The sequence below is a fragment of the Bacillus sp. UNC41MFS5 genome (assembly GCF_000686805.1).
Window position 1 is genome coordinate 51,070 of sequence record NZ_KK366019.1, and the last position, 20,164, is coordinate 71,233.

Consider the following 20,164-nt stretch of genomic DNA (forward strand, 5'->3'; position numbering starts at 1 on the left):
TATTTTTTGAGATTATGATATAAAAGCCTCATAAATTGTCGTTTTTGGTATAAGTAATTTGTCGTAATTTGTAAAAATAGATTAAAATTCTATAACTATATTGTTACAATAGAAGTTAGTTCGTCTACTGAAATATGGTCTTGAAGTTTTACAGTTAGATTTTGCTAGATTTATAGAGAACACGATGATTCTCATTTCAAGGTCAAACTTTGTAGAGGACTGAGGGGACAATTGGTCTCTTGGAAATTATTTACCATTTTTGGAGGTATTATGGAGAAGGTTAGAAAAATTGTTGGGCATGCCGCTATTGCTGGCTTATTGCTCACAACAATGAGCCCTTTACCTGCGTTTGCAGAGGGGAGTGCGACGGAGGCAGCAATAACTGCTGTCGAGAAAGAACAGGATACTACAGCTACGATTAACCAGAATCAAGTAATGGAGGATACAACAGCTGCGGTTGAAGAGGAATCTGTAACTGAAGCAACAGCTGCTCCAGTTGAGAAGGATCAAGTAACAGAAGAGAAGAATCAAGTAACAGAAGTTAAAAAAACCACAACGGTGGAAAAAGAAAATGTGACGGTGCAAAAAATTGCGAATGTAGAGGTCGAACTTACAGGGATAACGATCCTGCCAGTGACTAATGTCTTTGCCGAAACTTCTACGGACTCAACCAGCCTTCAGACATATACAGAAGGTACTTTAATAAAAGTGTATGATTTTTCAGCTGATTGGTATGTTACTACGGTCAATGTCGATGGAACCGAGAAATCAGGTTACATTCCAAAAAGTGCGATTGATTTAGTTACATCCACCCCGGTAAAATATGAAGGGATTGCGTTAAAGGATCCGACCAACTTATACGCCTCACCAACAAAAACGTCTGATACGGTAAAATCCTACCGCCAGGGTTCCTTCTTACTCTATTATTCTTATACATCACAATGGTATAGGACGAGTGTGAATATCAATGGTAAATATCAAACCGTTTATATCCATAAGGATGATATTGAACAAGCTGAAAGTAATCCTGAAAAACAAGAGGGAATTGCGATCAAGGCAGAAACTAATTTGTACGCCTCACCAATGAGAAGTTCAAAAGTAGTAAAGATTTATAGCGAAGGCTCACTACTAAAGTATTATACTTATACATCGGGTTGGTATAAAACCAGTGTAAATGTTAATGGTGTGCAACAAGCCGTCTACATTAACAAGGATGATGTGGAGCAAGTCACCTCTAATCCAGTTAAACAACAAGGTTTTACCACAAAGAACCCGACTAATATGTTTGCCTCACCATCTAGAAATGCGCAAGTGTTACGAACGTTCGCCATTGATTCCTATTTATCTTTTTATACCTATACTTCTGAATGGTTTAAATCAGTTGTATCTGTGAATGGTCAACTTCGCACAATTTATATCAATAAAGATGATATTGAAAAACCAACAAACAATCCGGTCAAACAATCCGGGATTGCGGTAGCAAATCCAACGAACATGTACTCTGCACCAATAAAAGGTTCAAAGGTTTTAAAAACCTATAGTTCGGGAGCAAGGTTATTGTATTATACCTATTCATCCAATTGGTATAAGTCGACTGTGACTTATAATGGGGTTTCAACTGTTGTCTACCTAGCAAAGGATGATGTGGACCAGCTAGTTGATCAAACGGAAAAAGAGGAAGGAATTGCGCTCGTAAATCCGACCAAATTATACGCTTCTCCAACAAGGGATGCGAAAGTATTGAAAAGCTATTCACCAGGTACCATTTTGAAATATTATTCGTATACAGCTCATTGGAAAAAGTCATATGTAACGGTGAATGGGAAAGTTCAGACGGTGTATCTTCATAAAGACGATCTCGAGCAAGTTAACTTCTCAAATACTACTTTACAGGGGCTGACATTAAGATCGTCTACCCATGTTTATTCTCTGCCTTCGAGAGATTCGAAGATTCTGAGAGATTATTCGAAGAATATGATTCTAAAATTTTATAACTATAGTGAAAACTGGTATAAATCCTATGCTACAGTGAATGGAAAAGTTACGATATGTTATATTAAAAAGGAAGATATTGGTGAACAAAGAATCACCGTTTATGATTTGACATTAGATCAAGCCGTAAATATGCAAATGAAAGCTTCGCCAGTAACCGATACAGATTCATCATGGGAGGGTGCTACGTCCTTACAGATTGAGTACTATTTAGATCCCTTGAATTTCCGTGCAAGTTCTGATACGTATTTGCAATTCTTAATTCTTTCCAATCCGGCAGGGACCAATGCAACTGAGTTGAATAACCGCATTCTTTATGGTAAAGGGGTTTTAGCTGGTAAGGGAAGTTCGTATATCAAAGCTGCACAAACCTACCGCATTAATGAAATATACCTCATCAGTCATTCGCTTTTAGAAACTGGTAATGGAACAAGCAAGCTTGCCACTGGGATAAAAGTGAATGGTGTAACGGTCTATAATGTATACGGCGTCGGTGCCTATGATAGCAACCCTGATTACTATGGTTCCAAGTTTGCTTATGAACAAGGGTGGACAACTGTCGAGAAAGCGATCATTGGCGGTGCCAAGTTTGCTGCTGAAAAGTATATTCATGCTGGGCAAGACACCCTCTATAAAATGCGCTGGAATCCGGAAGCGATGGATACCTATGGTTCTGCATCCCATCAATATGCAACTGATATTGGCTGGGCTGTAAAACAAACGACGAGAATGTCACAGATGTTAAGTACGCTAACACAATTTACACTGCTATACGATATTCCTGTTTATCAATAATGAAAAAGGGGTTGATCCAATTGGATCGGCCCCTTTTGTTTTAATCCAGCTATACTTCTTTCAAGTTTACTTCATTCAACAAGTATTTTTTGCCTGATTCGGTTTCTAATCCAAATTGGAATTTACTTCGGTAGAAGGGTAAGGTTGTTTCAAAACCAGTATGTTCGTAGTTACGGACGACGGTTCCCCAGATAATCCGCAGTTTTCCGGGAAGTTCGGCTTTCGGTAAATACGTGACCTTATCTTTCGCCTTGATAAACAGACGATCATTTGCTTTCATGAAATATACTTTATTCATGAAATGACCTTTTATTAGCCACTTTAATCCTTTGTAACTACATTCTGTTATCACTACCATTTGTTTTTCAATCTTTTTAGGACTGAATTTCTCCTTGTATGGCCAGCCGTTTTCGTTTAGGTTTAACAAATAGGTTTTATAATAAAAAGGCATGTCCTGTTCCTTGATGTATTTCTGATCAAACAGTTGAATTAACTTCGCAAATTCCTCGAAAAACTCATCTTGTTCTTCTTTGGTTAATACTTCATAAATAACTGGGTTGTTTTTTGGAAAAAGATACAACCGAATATGGTACGTGATTAAAAACTGCACATAAGGGAGGATCTCGTTATAACGGCTCTTTGATTCGTTAATCAACGTTAAATAGCAGCGTCTAATCATTTCCGTGTATCTTGATTTTTGATACCAAGCGTTACTTACGAGTGAATCCTCATCGACACGTCGGCGGTAATGATATTTTGCTTCCGAGACTACACCATATTGCTTGTGCTCTAATAAAAAGGTATTGATAAGGAGGGCATCCTCCCAAAATTTGATGTCGGTTTGAAATCGCAAATCAGGATTAGTTAGAAAATGTTTCGCTTTAAAAAAGCATCCGCCAATATGAAAATGAATCCCCGTATACTCCTCGAGAATATGGATAACGCGGTCTCCTTGCTCAAAGCGATAGTTCAATCTGTGCGGAGTATCGATTCGTTCAAAATGGTAGAGGGGAATCACAGCTAGTTGTATTTCTGAATGCCGCGAAAAAAAGGAACTTACTTTTTCAAGTGTATCCTCAGACAGAAGGTCATCGGCATCTAGGAAACCAATATAATCTGAATGTGGTGATACATGATTAAAACCGGTATTCCTTGCACTGCCAGGACCAGCATTTTCACGATAGATATATTTAATATTGCTAGGGTATTGGTTGACATAGTTTTGACAAATATCTTTTGACTGATCGGTACTGCCGTCATCAACAAGAATTATTTCGACATTTTGTTTAAAGTCAACTGTTTGATGGATAAGGCTTTCAAGCGCCTCTTGTAAATATTTTTCTGCATTATAGACAGGAATGATCATCGAAAAAAGCATGTTGTAACTGCCCCTTAACTGTATTTGTTGTACATCTTGTATCCATTATAGTAAAGTGGCTGGATTAGTACAATGTTCATAAACTTGAACATACACCTGACGAATTTAGGCGCGAGGAATATAATCAAAATGCAATGGAAATGTTTTATAAGGTATTGGAGTAAAAATGATAGGAAGTTCTTTATAAAGCAAATGGATGACAAGGAAATCTTGACATCCATTTGCTTTTTTTGTGGTTTAGGAAAAGTAGATTGTCTGCTCCGTACATATAAAGCCTCAAAGATGGTAAGAATAACTAATAAAAAATCATAAGAAAGTGAACTGGTAAGGGAGCTGTAGATTTTCATGAATAAAAAGGTTTTAAAAAGAAGAATTAAATTTATTATCGGACCCCTCTATAATTATTTTAGAAAGGCCAATCATCGCAGAAATTTTCAGTATAGAAGTTATTATGAAAAATCAAACGTGATGGACCATACTATATTTTATGAGAGCAGGGACGGAAAAAGTGTAACCGATAGTCCATATGCCATTTTTAAATACCTCTTACATCACCCCGAATTTCAGCATTTCAAACATATTTGGTCAATCAATCATGAGAATGAGTTAGAAAGCGTGATTGTAAATTATAAAGACTTTAAAAATGTGAAATTTGTCAAACGTAATTCAAAGGAATATCTTAAATGGTTAGCCACGAGCAAGTACCTGATTAATAATTCTACCTTTCAGCCTTTTTTTATTCCCAAAAAAGAGCAAGTTTATATTAATACCTGGCATGGGACCCCGCTAAAAAGAATGGGATTCGATATCCCTGGTAATCCAGCCCATTCGCAGAATGTAGTCAGGAATTTTCTGAGTGCGGATTATCTCTTAAGTCCGAATGACCATACAACCAAAATGTTTCTAAATAGCTATAAACTTAACGGACTATATAATGGAGAGATTATTCAAGAAGGCTATCCGAGAATTGATCTAACCTTTCATACCGATTCCGATAGGTTCTATTCCTTCCTAACTCGATTAGGGCTAGAAATCGATAAAAATAAACAGACGATTCTGTATGCACCTACATGGAAAGGGACTAGTGTATCAAAGGCGAAAAATGATATGTTTCAAATCATTAGTGAAATGTCATATTTGAGGAAAAAGGTAGGAAACGAGTATAACCTTTTGATCAAAGTTCATCCCTTTTTGTATAATCAAGCGAAGAAATTTAGTGAGATTAAAGATATCTTAATTCCGGATTTTGTAGATACCAACGAGCTGTTAAGTGTTGTAGATCTTTTAATCACCGATTACTCGAGTATCTTTTTTGATTACCTTGTAACAGATAAACCAATTTTATTCTATATTTGGGATTATGATGACTATCGAGAAGAAAGAGGTATGTATTTATCTGAGGATGAACTACCAGGACCTACGCTCTTTACTATTGAAGAAGTGGCTGGCGCTGTTCAAGATATCAAGAAAATAAGTGATAGCTATCGACTTGTCTATCAGGCCGCAAAAAATAAATTCACAACACATGACGATGGAAAGGTAACTGCTAGGATCGTCCAATACGTCTTTAATCAGGAAAAGGCTCAAGTCAATATCATTAATCAATTAGACCGGGAAAAAAAGAAAATCCTTATTTATCCGGGCGGGTTGCATAACAATGGTATTACATCATCCTTTATCAATCTGGTCGACAATATAGACTATAGTAAGTTTGATGTTAGTATCTTCATGAAATCACCAAAATCGAAAGAAGCCTTAAATAATATCGCAAAGGTAAATAAGAATGCTAGGTTCTTGTTTCGAAATGGATTAGAAGTACATAGTCTTTTCGAAGTGTATCGGGATAAATTTGTTCATAATCGAGGAGCACATAGTAAAGTGACCAAAAAACTATACCCGGAGAACGCCTACAAGCGGGAATACAACAGATTATCCGGTCGGGCACAATTTGATTATGCCATCGATTTTAGTGGTTACAGTCTGTATTGGGCAAAATATTTGCTTGCTTCCGATGCAAAGAAAAAAATCTGTTATATGCATAATGACATCCGTTCGGATAGTGAAAAGGTCATTAATGGGCGTCGTCCTCATCGAATTAATTTAAGAGGCCTCTTTTCCGTCTATGATCGGTTTGACAAACTTGTAAGTGTGTCTCCAGCAACAATGGAGTTAAACAGAAGTAGTTTAGCGGAATTTGCCGAGGAATTTAAATTTGATTTCGTCATGAACTCGATTAATCCGGAAAAAATATTAAGATTAGGGAATAAAGAATCGACAGAGAGTATAACGAAATCGTTAATCAAAGAGGCGATCGCTGAAGACCAAATCATTACTAATACGGTCTTTAAAGCAAGGGCAATGATCACGAACCCGAAAAACGAGGTAATCTGGAACAGACCACCTGTCGTAAACGGAGCAGCTGAAATGGCACCAGCCACGAAATATATAAACGAGGAAGTCTCAATTTTACGCGAGGTACAAACAGAGTCCACGAATTATTATAAATTTAGTATCGATGACCGGATCGTAGGCTGGCTTGACCAAGGCTGTTTTGAACTGCTTCCAGATCGTGTCTTAGTACATACACCAGTGCAGAAATTAGCTATTATTTCTCATGGAAATGGACATGACATTTGGAGTATGCCGTATAATCTAGAAGGAACAGAGAAAGTAGCTTCTGGCAAGGATTATAAAGGTCGATTGGTTGATGTAGATGAGGAAGCAAGAACACACCAAGGGATTTATAGCCGGCTTTCTATCAAAGGAACAATGATTGGCTGGATTGATTCGTCTGCATTGACGATTGTTCGAGAATATGATGGAAGGAAACAACTTCATTCCAAGATCCATCCTTCGGTGTATAAAATGTTTCATTCGAAAAAATACAAAATAGTTGTTTCAAGTAAAATGGAAGAAAAACAGGAAACGATTGAAGAAACGGTGATCCCCCAGCCGGTTGCAGAAAATTATAATTTCATTACGATGGGACGATTGTCACCAGAAAAAGGTCAGGATAATTTAATTAAGGCATTTCGTCAATTTCAGCAGAACTTCTCAAATTCAAAGTTGTATATTCTGGGGGAGGGTCCGTTAAGGAAAGACTTGGAGAATTTGATTGCGGAATTGGAGCTATCAGATTCTGTGTACTTGATGGGCCAATTAGAGAATCCATTTATATTAATGAAGAAATGTGATTGTTTTGTTCTTTCCTCCCATTATGAGGGCCAGCCAATGGTGTTATTAGAGGCGATGACCCATGGGATGAAAATCATTGCGACTGATATTGTTGCGAATCGAAATGTATTGGAAAATGGACGGTATGGTTTATTAGTTGAAAATAGCATTGAAGGGCTTGAAAAAGGTCTCACTCAATTGGCGGGAAATGAGCTGGATATTAAACTTGATGAATTTATTCCAGAAGAATACAATAAAAAGGCAATGGCATCGTTTTATCAAGTATTAGAGTGATGCAGGAACGTTCTAAATCTAAATGATTAGTATGCTGCAAATGTAATTAGAATACGAAATAAGGAGACATAAAAATGAGTAAAGTCAAAAAGGCGATTATTCCAGCAGCGGGATTGGGCACAAGGTTTTTACCTGCTACGAAAGCAATGCCAAAGGAAATGCTGCCAATCGTTGATAAACCAACGATTCAATATATTGTCGAAGAAGCAATCGAATCAGGAATTGAAGATATTATCATCGTAACAGGTAAAGGGAAGAGAGCAATCGAAGATCACTTTGACAGCGCATTTGAACTGGAAGAAAATTTAGCTCGTAAAGAGAAGTTCGAGCTCCTCGAAGAAGTTCGTAAGCCTGGTAATGTTGATATTCATTACATAAGACAAAAAGAACCTAGAGGGTTAGGGCATGCGATTTGGTGTGCGAGAAAGTTCATTGGCAATGAGCCATTTGCTGTGTTATTAGGGGATGATATTGTCCAAGCAAAAGTGCCTTCTTTGAAGCAGTTAATGAACATGTATGATAAAGTAGGTTCTTCCGTTATTGGGGTGCAGCCAGTTCCAATGGAAGAAACAAACCGCTACGGGATTATTGATCCGAGTCGGCAAGATGGACGCATGTATGAGGTGAGAAACTTTGTTGAAAAGCCCCCTGTCGAGTTAGCACCATCGAATCTTGCCATTTTGGGAAGATATATTTTAACACCTGAGATTTTTGATCTCCTTGAAAATCAAGAAACGGGATCAGGCGGCGAAATCCAACTTACAGATGCGATTCAACGCTTGAATGGCTTTCAAGATGTATTTGCCTATGACTTTGAAGGAATCCGCTATGACGTGGGTGAGAAATTTGGTTTCATTAAGACAACCATCGAAATGGCTTTAAGTAGAGAGGAACTAAGGGAGCAATTGCTTGAGTACTTAGTAAAGCTGGTTAATCAAGAAGTGAAAATGAATAAATAGGTTTTTGAGTAAACACGAGGCTGCTTTGTATTGATGCAGCCCTTTCAGTGTTTCTTCTACAACGGTTAGGAGCGCGGTTTTATTGGTATCATCCGTAAAAAAGTTAGTAATAGCAGGATACAAATGGTTATTTCAGTTGGTTTCACTTTTCCCGCCTCAGAAAAAATTAATTATGTTTGAAAGCTTTCTTGGCAAGCAATACAGTTGTAATCCTCGGTCGATTTACGAATACCTTCATAAGTATCATCCTGAATATGAACTTATTTGGAGTGTCGATCCTCGGTTTGAAAAAGGCTTTATTGAAAAAGGAATTCCGTATGCCCGACGGTTTTCGGTAAAATGGCTGTTTTTGATGGCGAGGGCGAGGTTTTGGGTTACTAATAGCAGGATGCCCCTGTGGATCCCGAAGCCCAAGCGGACCATTTACTTGCAAACTTGGCATGGGACCCCCTTGAAAAAGCTGGCCCATGATATGAAAGAAGTGCTCATGGCTGGGACAACAACGGAGCAGTATAAGCAAGAATTTTATCTTGAATCACGGAACTGGGATTATTTAATTTCTCCTAATCGCTATTCAACAGAAATCTTTAAGCGTGCCTTTAAATTCGATAAAGAAATGATTGAATCAGGTTATCCGAGAAATGATATCTTTTATAAACAGGGTCATGAAGAAATCGCCAAGGTATTCAAAAAGAAACATCAACTGCCTGAAGATAAAAGAGTGATTCTTTATGCGCCAACGTGGCGCGACAATCAATTTCATCAAGAAGGTAAATATAAGCTTGATTTGCAGTTGGATTTGGAAAAACTTAAGCAAGAACTCGGGGATGATTATATTATCATTCTCCGTATGCACTATCTAGTCGCTGAGAACTTTGACTTGGAGTCCTATAAAGGTTTCGCTTGGGATTTTTCCAAGCATGAGGACATCCAAGAATTATACTTGATTAGTGATTTACTGATTACGGATTATTCGTCTGTATTTTTTGATTATGCGAATCTAAAACGGCCAATGATATTCTTTACCTACGATCTTGCAGAATATAAGGACGATATTAGGGGTTTTTACTTTAATTTTGAAGAAAAAGCCCCAGGACCGCTCGTCGAAACAACAGAAGAAGTGATAGCTGCTATTAAAGACCTAGTGAATACAACTGTTTCAAATGAACGGATGAATGATTTTTATCAACAGTTTTGTTACCTAGAAGATGGGAATGCGGCCGAAAGAGTGGTCAATGAAGTCATTTTAAAGAATTGAAAATAAACGAATCGAAAACACCCAAAGTTGGAATTTGGGTGTTTTTGTCATTTTACCTCATTTGGGTCAGCGATTGATGACAAATTCTCCGAAGAATCCCCCTAGTCTATCTAAGGAAATATACCTATTTTTTCGGATTGCAACAAGTATTTATTGGAATCTATTTAAAAACAAGAGGTTTTCAGCGATAATAGGAATTGATAACGTTATATTTTCCCAGTTTTAATGGAAAATGGAACATTCGTCAAAATTTGAGGTTTTTTTATATTTGTAGAAGAATGCATAAGTGCAGCATACGAAATCCGACAGGAAGGTGTGTCAATGAGAAATATCGGGAAAGTTCTTCTCTTATCTACTAGTTTATTAGTGGGAGAAGTTGTCACCCCAGTTATTCCATCAAAAGTGCAGCTGGCATATGCCGCCAGCACCATAAAATTGGCTAATATTAGCTACCAAACGACTAACAATGTTAATTTGCGAACGGGTCCTTCAACAAAATATAAAGCAATCTTTCTGGTCCCAAAATCAAAAACAATCACAGCCACGGAACAAAAAGGCACCTGGGTAAAGGTTTCCTACCGATACACCCTGAAAGGGAAAAGAGTCGTCAAAACAGGTTGGGTTAGTGCCACCTATATCAAGAAAATTTCTACAGCACCAAAAACGGTTATATTTGCAAAAACAACGTACCAAACCACCGATAATGTCAACATCCGCTCAGGATCCAGTACAAAATATAAATCATTACATACAATTCCAAAGGGCAAGACAATCATAAGCGCGGAGAAAGTAACGGATTGGTATAAGGTGACCTATACGTATTCTATCAAAGGGAAAAATGCAACAACCACGGGATGGGTGAAGGGTACCTTTTTAAAGGAATACTATAAATATAGTGCGGTTGCCGGAGGCTATTATTTTCCAAAAAAGACAGTAAAACTTTACTCTACTCCTGATACAAAGAAAAGTGCTGTTTACAGCCTCGCAAGCGGCAATGGACTTTATTCTGCCTATCAAGCAGTGAATAGCCTCGGGCAGGTCTGGTATAGGGTATCTTACAATGGAAAAACACTTTATGTTTATAGCGGAGATGTAAGCAAAGCTACGTTGACTTCCTTTGCGGCAGCGGACTATCAAGCCAAACTAGATACCTATTTGTACGCATCCTATGGAAAAGCCTATACAAAACTAGTAAAAATTCCAAAACAAACGATCATTTCTTCTAAGCAAAGAATCGGAGATTGGTATAAAGTCACCTATAACGGGAAATCCGTCTTTGTCTACAGCGGCGATTTTACGAAATATTCTAAGCCTGCCGAGACGCCCGGCACGGGAGGAACAGACAACGGTGAGATCAAAAATCCTCCAACCGATACGATTACCGAGCAAGCCGTAGCTAAGACGACCTATGCGGTTACGGATCAATTAAATTTAAGACAAGCTGCAGCGACAACAGGTGCTGTTTTAACCGTGATTCCTAGAGGGTCAATCATAATTCCAACCAGCAAAACGTCTAATGGCTGGTATAAAGTCAGCTATGCAGGGAAAAGCGGCTATTTATTTGGCACGTACTTGCAACAGGTAATAACCGGTGATCCAATGGGAAGCAGAGATACCTACCAGTTTATTGATTTAAGGACACCATCCCCAGTTAGTGCGGGTCAGATTAATAATTATATTGCTGGCTATGTTAAAAATACGGGGAAGTCGAGTATTTTGACGAATAAAGGACAGGTATTTATTGATGCTGGGGAAAAGTATGGGGTCAATCCACTTTACTTGGCGGCCCATGCCATTCATGAAAGTGCGTATGGGACCTCCACCATATCGGTTACCAAAAACAACTTATTTGGCTTTGGTGCCTATGATGCAGCGCCATTTGTAGCTGCCTATCGGTTTGCAAGTGTAGAGTTGTGTATTGACTTTATTGCTCGTGAAATGAAATCTACGTACTTAAATCCTGCCAATTGGAAGTTTCAAGGGGCATATCTGGGTTTCAGTACCAAATCATTAACGAATGCAAGAATTGATGCTAGTAGTGCGGGCATGAACTTCTTTTATGCTAGTGATCCGAATTGGGGAAAAGCAATTAGCCAGCATATGGAAAAGATCCTTTCCTATGATCAAGGCTATTATTCAAAGGCCGACGCCGATACCAATGTCCCAGCGAGGCCGTCAATTCCTGCTGGCGGAGATATGTTTCCGGCCGATATCGTGGCCATTGCCACCATCCCGGCAGATAAACAAATCGTTCTTAATAGTAAAAAGGGCGTACATGATGCAGTAAAAACGATGAAAAAAGGAACCTCCTTTACTGTCCTGGAAAAAACCAATGACTTTTGGCTGAGGGTGAAGGTGGACAATAAAGAATATTGGACCAATGATGTAGACTTTAGCAACTATAAAAACTACATATCTGTTCAAAATCTAGGGAGAGTGACAGTTTCAGAGTTAAATATCCGAACGGGTCCTTCAACATCCAATTCCTCGATAGGAAAGTTGCCGTTAAATGAGTATGTTTCCCTTGTCATGAAAGCAGATGGTACAGTAACGATGGATTCAACGAAATCATGGTATCAGGTGAAAACGGTTAATGGAAGCAAAGGCTGGGTTAGTGCGAATTACATTTATACGAAGGATTTAAAATAGAGATTTTGCTATTTTTATAAAAGAGAAGATTAATAGCAAAATGGAGAGAGAGAAGGTTTCTGGGCATTGAAGAACATGGGGAAAGTCATGGTGTTATCCACCGGTTTATTAATCGCTGGTTTAAGCAGCGGGGGGACCATCCCGCTCACACCCCTTAGTATGGAGCATGCGGATGCTGCCAGTCTTGTTCGAATTAGTAAAACATCGTTTCTAACAACAGCCAATCTAAGATTGCGTACAGGGGCCAGCACTAAATACAAATCCATTCTCACAATTCCTAAAGGAAAAGTTGTGTATGCCACCGAGAAAAATGGGAGTTATTACAAAGTTTCCTATACGTACAAATCTAATGGTAAAAATACTACTAAAGTTGGGTGGATTAGCGGCAGCTATGTAAAGAATACAATTTAAATACGAAAATAAGCGGGACCTATTATTTTACCAACAAAACAGCCAAGCTTTATACCAGTCCAAATACGAAGAAAAAAGCGACTGCCAGCCTTGCAAGTGCAAACCGATTGTACTCGACCCAAAAGGTAATCAACAGTATCGGTCAAACTTGGTACAGGGTAACCTATAAAGGAAAATCAGTGTACATATCTAGCGGGGATGTCAGTAAATCTTCACCCGTAACAAGTACTAAAAAACCTTCCGTAATAACAACGGCAGGAACCACCTATCTCATTACAGGGGATGTGAATTTTCGGCAGGCGGGTGAAGGCACAAAAGTTTTAGCTGTGATTCCAAAAGGAACTACTGTGGTCTCGAAGGGAAAACAAAATGATGACTGGTATCAAGTTACCTACCAAGGAAAAACTGGATATGTTATAGTGTTTGGGGCTGACTTGTTCATCAAGTCAGCTTTTTCAAAAGACGTTTGTCTTTTTGATGGTATTTTGTTGGAAATTATTCAGTTCTTATTTGAATTTTAAGTTTGATAGTCTTATAATGATTTGGTGAAGTCAACTACTTTGAAAATGAAAAATAATTTCTGATATTGAATAAATATTGCAGCATTTTCCGAATACTAATAGCAGGAGGAGTTACTCTTATGAAAAAGGTGTTAACATATGGAACATTTGATTTATTACATTTTGGACATATAAATTTACTTAGCCGTGCCAAAGACTTAGGAGATTATTTAGTTGTTGGTCTTTCCACAGATGAATTCAATAAAGGGAAAAACAAACAAGCCTACCACAGCTTTGAAAACAGAAAGTTAATTTTAGAATCCATTCGTTTTGTGGATGAAGTGATTCCAGAAAATACTTGGGACCAAAAAATTCAAGATGTGATCAAACATGATATTGATGTTTTTGTGATGGGTGATGATTGGAAAGGCAAATTTGACTTTCTAAAAGAATATTGCGAAGTGGTATACCTGCCAAGAACGATTGGGATCTCTACTTCACAAATAAAAGAAGATTTAAATGCTGTCACAAATGGTTAGGGAACTAGCCATTTGTTTTTATTTATTTGTCTTTAAATTCTTGTTTACTCTTTTTAATTTATTGCCACTTCGAAACAAAACCACTTTTGTTGTCAGTTTTGGCGATAATAGCCAGTATGTGTTTGAAGAACTTCGTCGGCAAAGTATTCAAACCGAAGTAATCTTTCTTTGTGAAAAAAAGGTGTTACATAAGTTTATAAATTATAATGAAGGAACTGCGTTGCCTTTTGTTGTAAGGAACTGGATAAGAGCGGTGTTCCACTTAGCCACATCCCGCCATATTTTCGTAGATAATTATTTCGGCTTTTTAGCTGCGGCAACATTTAAAGACAAGGTCCAATGCATTCAGTTATGGCACGCATCAGGAGCCATGAAAAAGTTTGGACTTGAAGATGAATCGATAAAAACTCGCACCGATGAAGCAAAACAGCGATTTCTACAGGTATACAGTAAATTTGATCAAGTTGTCGTCGGTTCGGATATCATGGCGGAAATTTTTATAAAATCCTTTCATCTTAAAAAGGAGAATATCTTACAGACCGGAATTCCAAGAACTGATTTTTATTTTAATCCTCATGCGAAACAAGAGGCAGTCAATTCGTTAATCTGTAAACATCCAGTATTAAAGAATAAAAAAATTATTTTATATGCTCCGACGTATCGTGACAATGAATTGGGTCATTTTGAACTAGTACTTGATGTTGGAAAAATGGCACAGGAACTTGGAATTGATTATATTTTAATGTTGCGATTACACCCTGCAATAAATCATAATGTTGATTATTCAACACAATTTCCTGATTTTGTTGTTGACCTCTCTTCAAATCAATATGAAATTAATGATTTGCTTGTTGCGGCTGATTATTTAATTACGGACTATTCTTCGATTCCATATGAGTTTTCTCTTTTACGAAAACCGATGATTTTTTTTACCTATGATTTAGAAAAATATAAACAGGACCGCGGAGTCATGGCAGGATTTGAAGAAAATCTGCCAGGCCCGATGGTCAAGGACACAGATTCGATTATTGAATTAATTAAAAGCAACCGCTTTGACCTTAGCCTTGTCGAACTTTATGCAGAAAAATGGAATCAATACTCTAAGGGTATTTCAAGTCAAAAACTTGTGCAAACCATTTTTACTGAGGAGAGGTTTAAAGCCAAGAGTAAAGGGTATTAATTAATAAAATATGACAAGCTTCGATATGCTTATGTCGAAGCTTTGTTTTTTATTATGTCCCTTTGGAGAAATTAATGTATAATGAACAAGGTTATTATTAGCGATAGGAAGGACAATTTTCATGAAATCGATGATTACTATTGTAAAGGAACAAATCAGTTCCTTTTACCTTATCCTGAGGTTATCTGCCTTTGAATTGAAAAGTGCAAATACGAATAATTATCTCGGCAGATTTTGGGAAATACTGAATCCAATGATTCAATTGACTATTTATTGGTTTGTTTTCGGTGCTGGAATTCGAAAAGGCAGAGAGGTTCCAATGGATAATGGCATACAGGTTCCATTTTTTATTTGGATGGTAACGGGCATGATTGTCTGGTTTTTTGTTAATCCAGCAATTTCTGCTTCTTCTAGGTCTATCTATTCCAGAATTCAATTGATCTCGAAAATGAATTTCCCAATGAGTGTCATTCCCTCATTTGTGATAATGGCGAATTTTTATACGCATTTAATGTTGGTAGCTGTTGTCACTATTTTTTTACAATTTACTGACTATAAATTAACTTTTTATTTTGTTCAATTACCATATTTTATGCTGGCGACCTTACTTTTTTTATTAGCGCTTGCACTCGTAACGTCTACTCTCTCAACAATTGTTAGGGATGTACAGCAGGTAGTTCAGTCAATATTAAAAATGTTGTTATACGTTACTCCTTTTTTATGGCATGTAGATCATTTAATGATAAAGGGAGTAGATTATGTCTTTTTATTAAAAATTAATCCGCTATACTATATTGTAGAGGGCTATAGGGCAGCTTTACTAGGCACAACATGGTATCCGCTTGAATACCCAGAGTATACTTTATATTTTTGGATAACCATCATCATATTGTTCATGATTGGATCTGCCCTGCATTTGAAATTTAGAAATCGCTTTGTGGATTACTTATAAATAGGTGGTGAATCCAAATGAATGAAACAGTAAATGTCAAAAATGTTTTTAAAAAGTATAAAATGCATAGATCACCAAAAGAAAAACTTCTCGATGTTATTTTACCGGGGGGGTATGGAGAAGATTTTTTTGCACTTCAGGATATCTCCTTTACCGCCAATCGTGGTGATGTAATTGGTCTTGTTGGGGTGAATGGTTCCGGGAAATCGACTTTGTCTAATATTATTGCAGGGGTGATTCCTCCCAGTTCCGGCGAGGTCATCACAAGGGGGACTACTTCAATAATTGCCATTTCATCGGGTCTTGATAATCAATTAACAGGCAGGGAAAATATAGAATTAAAGTGTTTAATGCTTGGTTTTAAAAAGAAAGAGATTATAGAGATGGAACAGGAAATCATTGATTTTGCCGATATCGGAAAATTTATTGACCAGCCAGTTAAGAAGTACTCAAGCGGGATGAAATCCCGGCTTGGGTTTGCCATCTCTGTTACTGTTAACCCTGATATTCTCATCGTTGATGAAGCTTTGTCAGTAGGAGATCAGGTTTTTGCAGAAAAATCCAAGAAAAAGATGTTTGAGTTTAAAGAAAAAGGAAAAACGATTTTCTTTGTTAGTCACTCCATGAGACAGATAAAGGAATTTTGTGAAAAGGCAGTTTGGCTTGAGTATGGAGAAATCAAAGAATTTGGTCCGGTTAAAGAGGTTATTCCAAAATACGAAACCTTCTTAAAGAAATATAAATCAATGACCGATGTGGAACAGAAAAAATTCCGTGAAGAAGTAATGCAAAAACAAAGAGGCTTAGCCACAATCTAAATAACTCGCCAGTGGGCGAGTTTTCTTTACATAAATAAATTAGAGGAATAATGTTAAGAGGATTCTAAATATGAAAACTAATTTGGTTAATATATTAGGGATTAACTTTTTAAATAAAAGATTTAATGAAGTAGTGGAAATACTCAAAAAATCGATTCGCGATCAAGGTAAGTCCTTCATCGTAACGGCAAATCCCGAAATTGTTATGTATGCAAAGGACCATCCAGACTATCAAACGATTGTTCGATCTGCTGATATGGTTGTTCCTGATGGTACTGGAATCATTATTGCCTCGAAAATATTGAATGAACCTATTTACGAGCGCGTTACGGGATATGACTTAACTATTCGACTTTTAGAGGAGGCGAATAAGAATAAATGGAGCATATACCTTTTAGGAGGTAAGGAAGAAACAAATCAAAAAGCTGCAGCTAATATCCAAAGGCAATTTAACCAGGTACAAATTGCAGGCAATCATCATGGGTTTTTTGATTGGCAGAAAAACACAATAACCTCTGAGATTATAGCCAAAGGTCCAGATATTATCTTTGTTGCCTTGGGTTTCCCAAAACAAGAAAAATGGATTGCAGAAAATCTTCCACATTTTTCAAAGGGGTTATTTATAGGGGTGGGGGGCAGCATCGACGTGCTCGCGGGCGAGGTTCAACGTGCCCCGCAAATCTGGCAAAAAATAAACCTCGAATGGTTTTATCGTTTGATTACTCAGCCTTCAAGGTGGAGAAGAATGCTTGCCATCCCTAAATTTTTATTCCAAATTTTCAAAGTAAAACTAACGAGGAATTGAACAGACGAGTATAAAAACATGTAACTTTTTGTAACAGCCATACGTCTTACGTTATATGAAAAGATATTGCCGTTAATTTAATTATAGTTTCAATTTTCCGATAATTATTAAACTTATACCAAAGTAAAATTTGGTGTGCTATAATATGTTCGTTGTAGTCTACTTAGAAATATGTGCCTGTTTCTAAAATTTATTAATGGGGCATTATACTAATAGGGAGGGTCTTCATGTTATATCTGACCTTAATATTATGTTTTTTATGCTCCATTTTAATTACTCCAATTGTCAAAAAATTGGCTTTTAAATTAGGAGCAACGGACAGTCCTAATCAGCGCAAAGTACATTCTAAGATTATGCCTCGTTTAGGCGGGTTAGCTATTTATATTAGTTTCCTTTTGGGTTTACTAATTCTGCAACCAAATAGTCCCTACCATGCAGCCATTATTGCTGGGGGAGTCATTATATTAGCTACTGGTATGTTAGATGATATCTATGAATTATCGGCCAAAGTAAAATTTGCATTACAAATCATTGCGGCTCTGATTGTTGTTATGTGGGGCGGCGTGGAAGTTGAATTTATTAACTTACCGTTTAACGGCTACTTAGAATTTGGGATCTTCAGTATCCCGATTACTGTCATTTGGATTGTTGGTGTTACGAATGCTATCAATTTGATTGATGGTTTGGATGGCTTAGCTGCTGGTGTTTCCTCAATCGCCTTCATCACTATTTCCGGAATGGCGATTGTGATGGGGAATGGATATGTAGTCGCGATGGGGACAATCCTTCTTGCTAGCACGTTAGGGTTTTTAATCTTTAATTTTCATCCAGCTAAAATTTTTATGGGTGATTCCGGTGCGCTTTTTCTTGGTTATATGATCTCGGTCCTATCCTTACTCGGTTTTAAAAATGTAACGTTAATCTCATTTGTTGTTCCGATTATTATTTTAGGTGTTCCCATTTCTGATACATTCTTTGCTATCATCCGCCGAATTTACAATAAGAAATCATTAGCAGCTCCAGACAAATCCCATTTACACCATTGCTTACTAGAACTAGGTTTTACACATCGCGAAACGGTTCTGTTAATATATGCAATGAGCGCCATGTTTGGCCTTGCAGCCTTTATTTTTACCATCACAACCGTTTGGGGTTCCATCTTAATCATGACCATTATTGTGCTAGCGATTGAACTATTTGTTGAAACGATTGGATTAATTAATAAAAATTATCGGCCGCTCCTCCGTATTATGGGGTTACTGAACAAAAACAGATAAATCTAATAGAATAGTTAAAGAGGGTAAATCTCAACTGTGGATTACCCTTTTATTGTTTTCTTTTACTCGAAATTTATGCAAAAAATAGAACCCGGATTCTTTAAAATCCGGGTTCTTTGGTTTATTCTGTTTCTGTCGAACTAGCTGTTGTTGTTCTGTTAAGATGCTCCTTCAGTTTTGACTTAGTTTCTTCTAAAGCAGCTTCGTCAAGTTGATAATAATAAATATTGTCTATATACGAGTCAGATCCTTTTAATGACATCGATTCAACATCGATTCCAGATCCAGCCTGGACATAGCTAATAAATGATTTCATTTGGTCAAACGTTAAGTCGGTTGACATGTTTTTCCCGACTGCTTCCATTACATCGGTGTAATTGGTAATGGACTTAACTGAAGAGCCTTTTGCGAGAATTGCCTTAAAGATTTGCTGCTGGCGCAGACCTCTTTGAATATCACTATCAATTTTTCTGGTCCGTGCAAATGCAAGAGCTTCTTCACCATCTAGTTGTTGTAAGCCTTTTTTCAAGGTAATGGCTTTAGCATGGTCCTCGGAGTCTTGTTCAGAAAAGGTGAACGGGACGTCTACTTGGACACCATCAAGGGCATCAATGACATCAATAAATGCGTTAAAGTTCATTTTTACATAATAATCGATAGGAACATCAAGTAATTCTTCTACAGTTTCAAGCGTAAGTTTCACACCGCCGTACGCGTGAGCGTGTGTAATTTTTGTATAAATATCCTTCTCTGGTATATGAACATAGGAATCACGTGGAATACTTAATAGTTTAATAGATTTTTCTTCTTTATTAAATGTAGCAAGCATTAGAGCATCGGAACGAGAACTGCCGCTAGCCTTCCGTTTAGTACTATCATCCACACCGATAAACAAGATGGATGTATTTTCAAGTTTTACATTTGCAGTCTTTGTATCGCGTTCAATCGGCTTGTAGGATTTATTCATGACAGATTCAGCTTTGTTATATAAAAATCCTCCGTACGCTGTTGCTCCAATAATCAATAATAGAATCGGCATGATGATCCATAGCAGAATTCGTTTTCGCTTTCTCTTACCTTTTTTCTTATTTTTATAAACCTGTCTATTGATAGACATAGATTGCCTCCTAGTATAAAGTAGAAAAATGTCAACTTTTGTTGAAAATCTACTCTATTTTATAAT

Annotated in this window: 13 protein-coding genes and 2 pseudogenes; 13 read left to right on the top strand and 2 right to left on the bottom strand. The window is 37.3% G+C overall.

Annotated elements, in window-relative coordinates; translation table 11 throughout:
* Positions 1–270 precede the first annotated feature (270 nt).
* On the top strand, positions 271–2,787 hold the full coding sequence (locus BR30_RS38575; RefSeq protein WP_051633807.1) for a glucosaminidase domain-containing protein: 2,517 nt from the start codon (positions 271–273) through the stop codon (positions 2,785–2,787).
* A gap of 49 nt (positions 2,788–2,836) precedes the next feature.
* Here BR30_RS38575 and BR30_RS0126830 read toward each other — a convergent pair whose 3' ends face one another.
* Entirely contained in the window at positions 2,837–4,165 is a 1,329-nt protein-coding gene (locus BR30_RS0126830) for a glycosyltransferase family 2 protein (RefSeq protein WP_035446258.1), read from the bottom strand.
* Positions 4,166–4,510: 345 nt separating this feature from the next.
* On the opposite strand from BR30_RS0126830, the gene BR30_RS0126835 reads away from it, so the two are divergent.
* The 12 genes and pseudogenes from BR30_RS0126835 to BR30_RS0126890 all read left to right on the top strand — a co-directional run bounded on the left by BR30_RS0126835 (position 4,511) and on the right by BR30_RS0126890 (position 18,981).
* Positions 4,511–7,633, top strand: a complete 3,123-nt coding sequence (locus BR30_RS0126835) for a CDP-glycerol glycerophosphotransferase family protein (RefSeq protein ID WP_026567715.1) — start codon at positions 4,511–4,513, stop codon at positions 7,631–7,633.
* A 74-nt stretch (positions 7,634–7,707) separates the two neighbouring features.
* A complete protein-coding gene (gene galU, locus BR30_RS0126840) occupies positions 7,708–8,592 on the top strand; it encodes a UTP--glucose-1-phosphate uridylyltransferase GalU (protein WP_026567716.1) in 885 nt (294 codons plus the stop codon).
* Between the two features lie 82 nt (positions 8,593–8,674).
* Positions 8,675–9,850: pseudogene (locus BR30_RS0126845) on the top strand (CDP-glycerol glycerophosphotransferase family protein); the annotation flags it as partial.
* Positions 9,851–10,171: 321 nt separating this feature from the next.
* The gene (locus BR30_RS0126850) at positions 10,172–12,499 is read left to right on the top strand and encodes an SH3 domain-containing protein (RefSeq protein ID WP_026567718.1); all 2,328 of its coding nucleotides are present in this window, start codon (positions 10,172–10,174) and stop codon (positions 12,497–12,499) included.
* A gap of 75 nt (positions 12,500–12,574) precedes the next feature.
* Positions 12,575–12,910 (top strand): SH3 domain-containing protein, encoded by a 336-nt coding sequence (locus BR30_RS0126855; protein WP_026567719.1) that lies wholly within the window; start codon positions 12,575–12,577, stop codon positions 12,908–12,910.
* Positions 12,911–13,017: 107 nt separating this feature from the next.
* On the top strand, positions 13,018–13,431 hold the full coding sequence (locus BR30_RS0126860; protein WP_197032421.1) for an SH3 domain-containing protein: 414 nt from the start codon (positions 13,018–13,020) through the stop codon (positions 13,429–13,431).
* Positions 13,432–13,550: 119 nt separating this feature from the next.
* A complete protein-coding gene (gene tagD, locus BR30_RS0126865; RefSeq protein ID WP_026567721.1) occupies positions 13,551–13,949 on the top strand; it encodes a glycerol-3-phosphate cytidylyltransferase in 399 nt (132 codons plus the stop codon).
* The gene (locus tag BR30_RS0126870) at positions 13,942–15,129 is read left to right on the top strand and encodes a CDP-glycerol glycerophosphotransferase family protein (RefSeq protein WP_026567722.1); all 1,188 of its coding nucleotides are present in this window, start codon (positions 13,942–13,944) and stop codon (positions 15,127–15,129) included. Before tagD ends, BR30_RS0126870 begins: the two co-directional genes overlap by 8 nt.
* Positions 15,130–15,250: 121 nt before the next feature.
* Complete coding sequence (locus tag BR30_RS0126875) at positions 15,251–16,081, top strand: ABC transporter permease (protein WP_026567723.1); 831 nt, start codon at positions 15,251–15,253, stop codon at positions 16,079–16,081.
* 17 nt (positions 16,082–16,098) lie between these two features.
* A pseudogene (gene tagH / locus BR30_RS0126880) lies at positions 16,099–16,884 on the top strand (teichoic acids export ABC transporter ATP-binding subunit TagH); the annotation flags it as partial.
* Positions 16,885–16,969: 85 nt separating this feature from the next.
* On the top strand, positions 16,970–17,704 hold the full coding sequence (locus tag BR30_RS0126885; RefSeq protein WP_026567725.1) for a WecB/TagA/CpsF family glycosyltransferase: 735 nt from the start codon (positions 16,970–16,972) through the stop codon (positions 17,702–17,704).
* Between the two features lie 227 nt (positions 17,705–17,931).
* Complete coding sequence (locus BR30_RS0126890) at positions 17,932–18,981, top strand: glycosyltransferase family 4 protein (protein WP_026567726.1); 1,050 nt, start codon at positions 17,932–17,934, stop codon at positions 18,979–18,981.
* A gap of 121 nt (positions 18,982–19,102) precedes the next feature.
* Here BR30_RS0126890 and BR30_RS0126895 read toward each other — a convergent pair whose 3' ends face one another.
* Positions 19,103–20,098 carry an LCP family protein gene (locus BR30_RS0126895; protein ID WP_026567727.1) on the bottom strand — a complete coding sequence of 332 codons (996 nt, stop codon included), beginning with the start codon at positions 20,096–20,098 and terminating at the stop codon, positions 19,103–19,105.
* Positions 20,099–20,164: the final 66 nt, after the last annotated feature.

Coding starts and splice junctions, on each gene's coding strand:
- BR30_RS38575 (WP_051633807.1), top strand. CDS start 271: ATGGAGAAGGTTAGAAAAATTGTTGGGCATGCCGCTATTGCTGGCTTA.
- BR30_RS0126830 (WP_035446258.1), bottom strand. CDS start 4,165: ATGCTTTTTTCGATGATCATTCCTGTCTATAATGCAGAAAAATATTTA.
- BR30_RS0126835 (WP_026567715.1), top strand. CDS start 4,511: ATGAATAAAAAGGTTTTAAAAAGAAGAATTAAATTTATTATCGGACCC.
- galU (WP_026567716.1), top strand. CDS start 7,708: ATGAGTAAAGTCAAAAAGGCGATTATTCCAGCAGCGGGATTGGGCACA.
- BR30_RS0126850 (WP_026567718.1), top strand. CDS start 10,172: ATGAGAAATATCGGGAAAGTTCTTCTCTTATCTACTAGTTTATTAGTG.
- BR30_RS0126855 (WP_026567719.1), top strand. CDS start 12,575: ATGGGGAAAGTCATGGTGTTATCCACCGGTTTATTAATCGCTGGTTTA.
- tagD (WP_026567721.1), top strand. CDS start 13,551: ATGAAAAAGGTGTTAACATATGGAACATTTGATTTATTACATTTTGGA.
- BR30_RS0126870 (WP_026567722.1), top strand. CDS start 13,942: ATGGTTAGGGAACTAGCCATTTGTTTTTATTTATTTGTCTTTAAATTC.
- BR30_RS0126875 (WP_026567723.1), top strand. CDS start 15,251: ATGAAATCGATGATTACTATTGTAAAGGAACAAATCAGTTCCTTTTAC.
- BR30_RS0126885 (WP_026567725.1), top strand. CDS start 16,970: ATGAAAACTAATTTGGTTAATATATTAGGGATTAACTTTTTAAATAAA.
- BR30_RS0126890 (WP_026567726.1), top strand. CDS start 17,932: ATGTTATATCTGACCTTAATATTATGTTTTTTATGCTCCATTTTAATT.
- BR30_RS0126895 (WP_026567727.1), bottom strand. CDS start 20,098: ATGTCTATCAATAGACAGGTTTATAAAAATAAGAAAAAAGGTAAGAGA.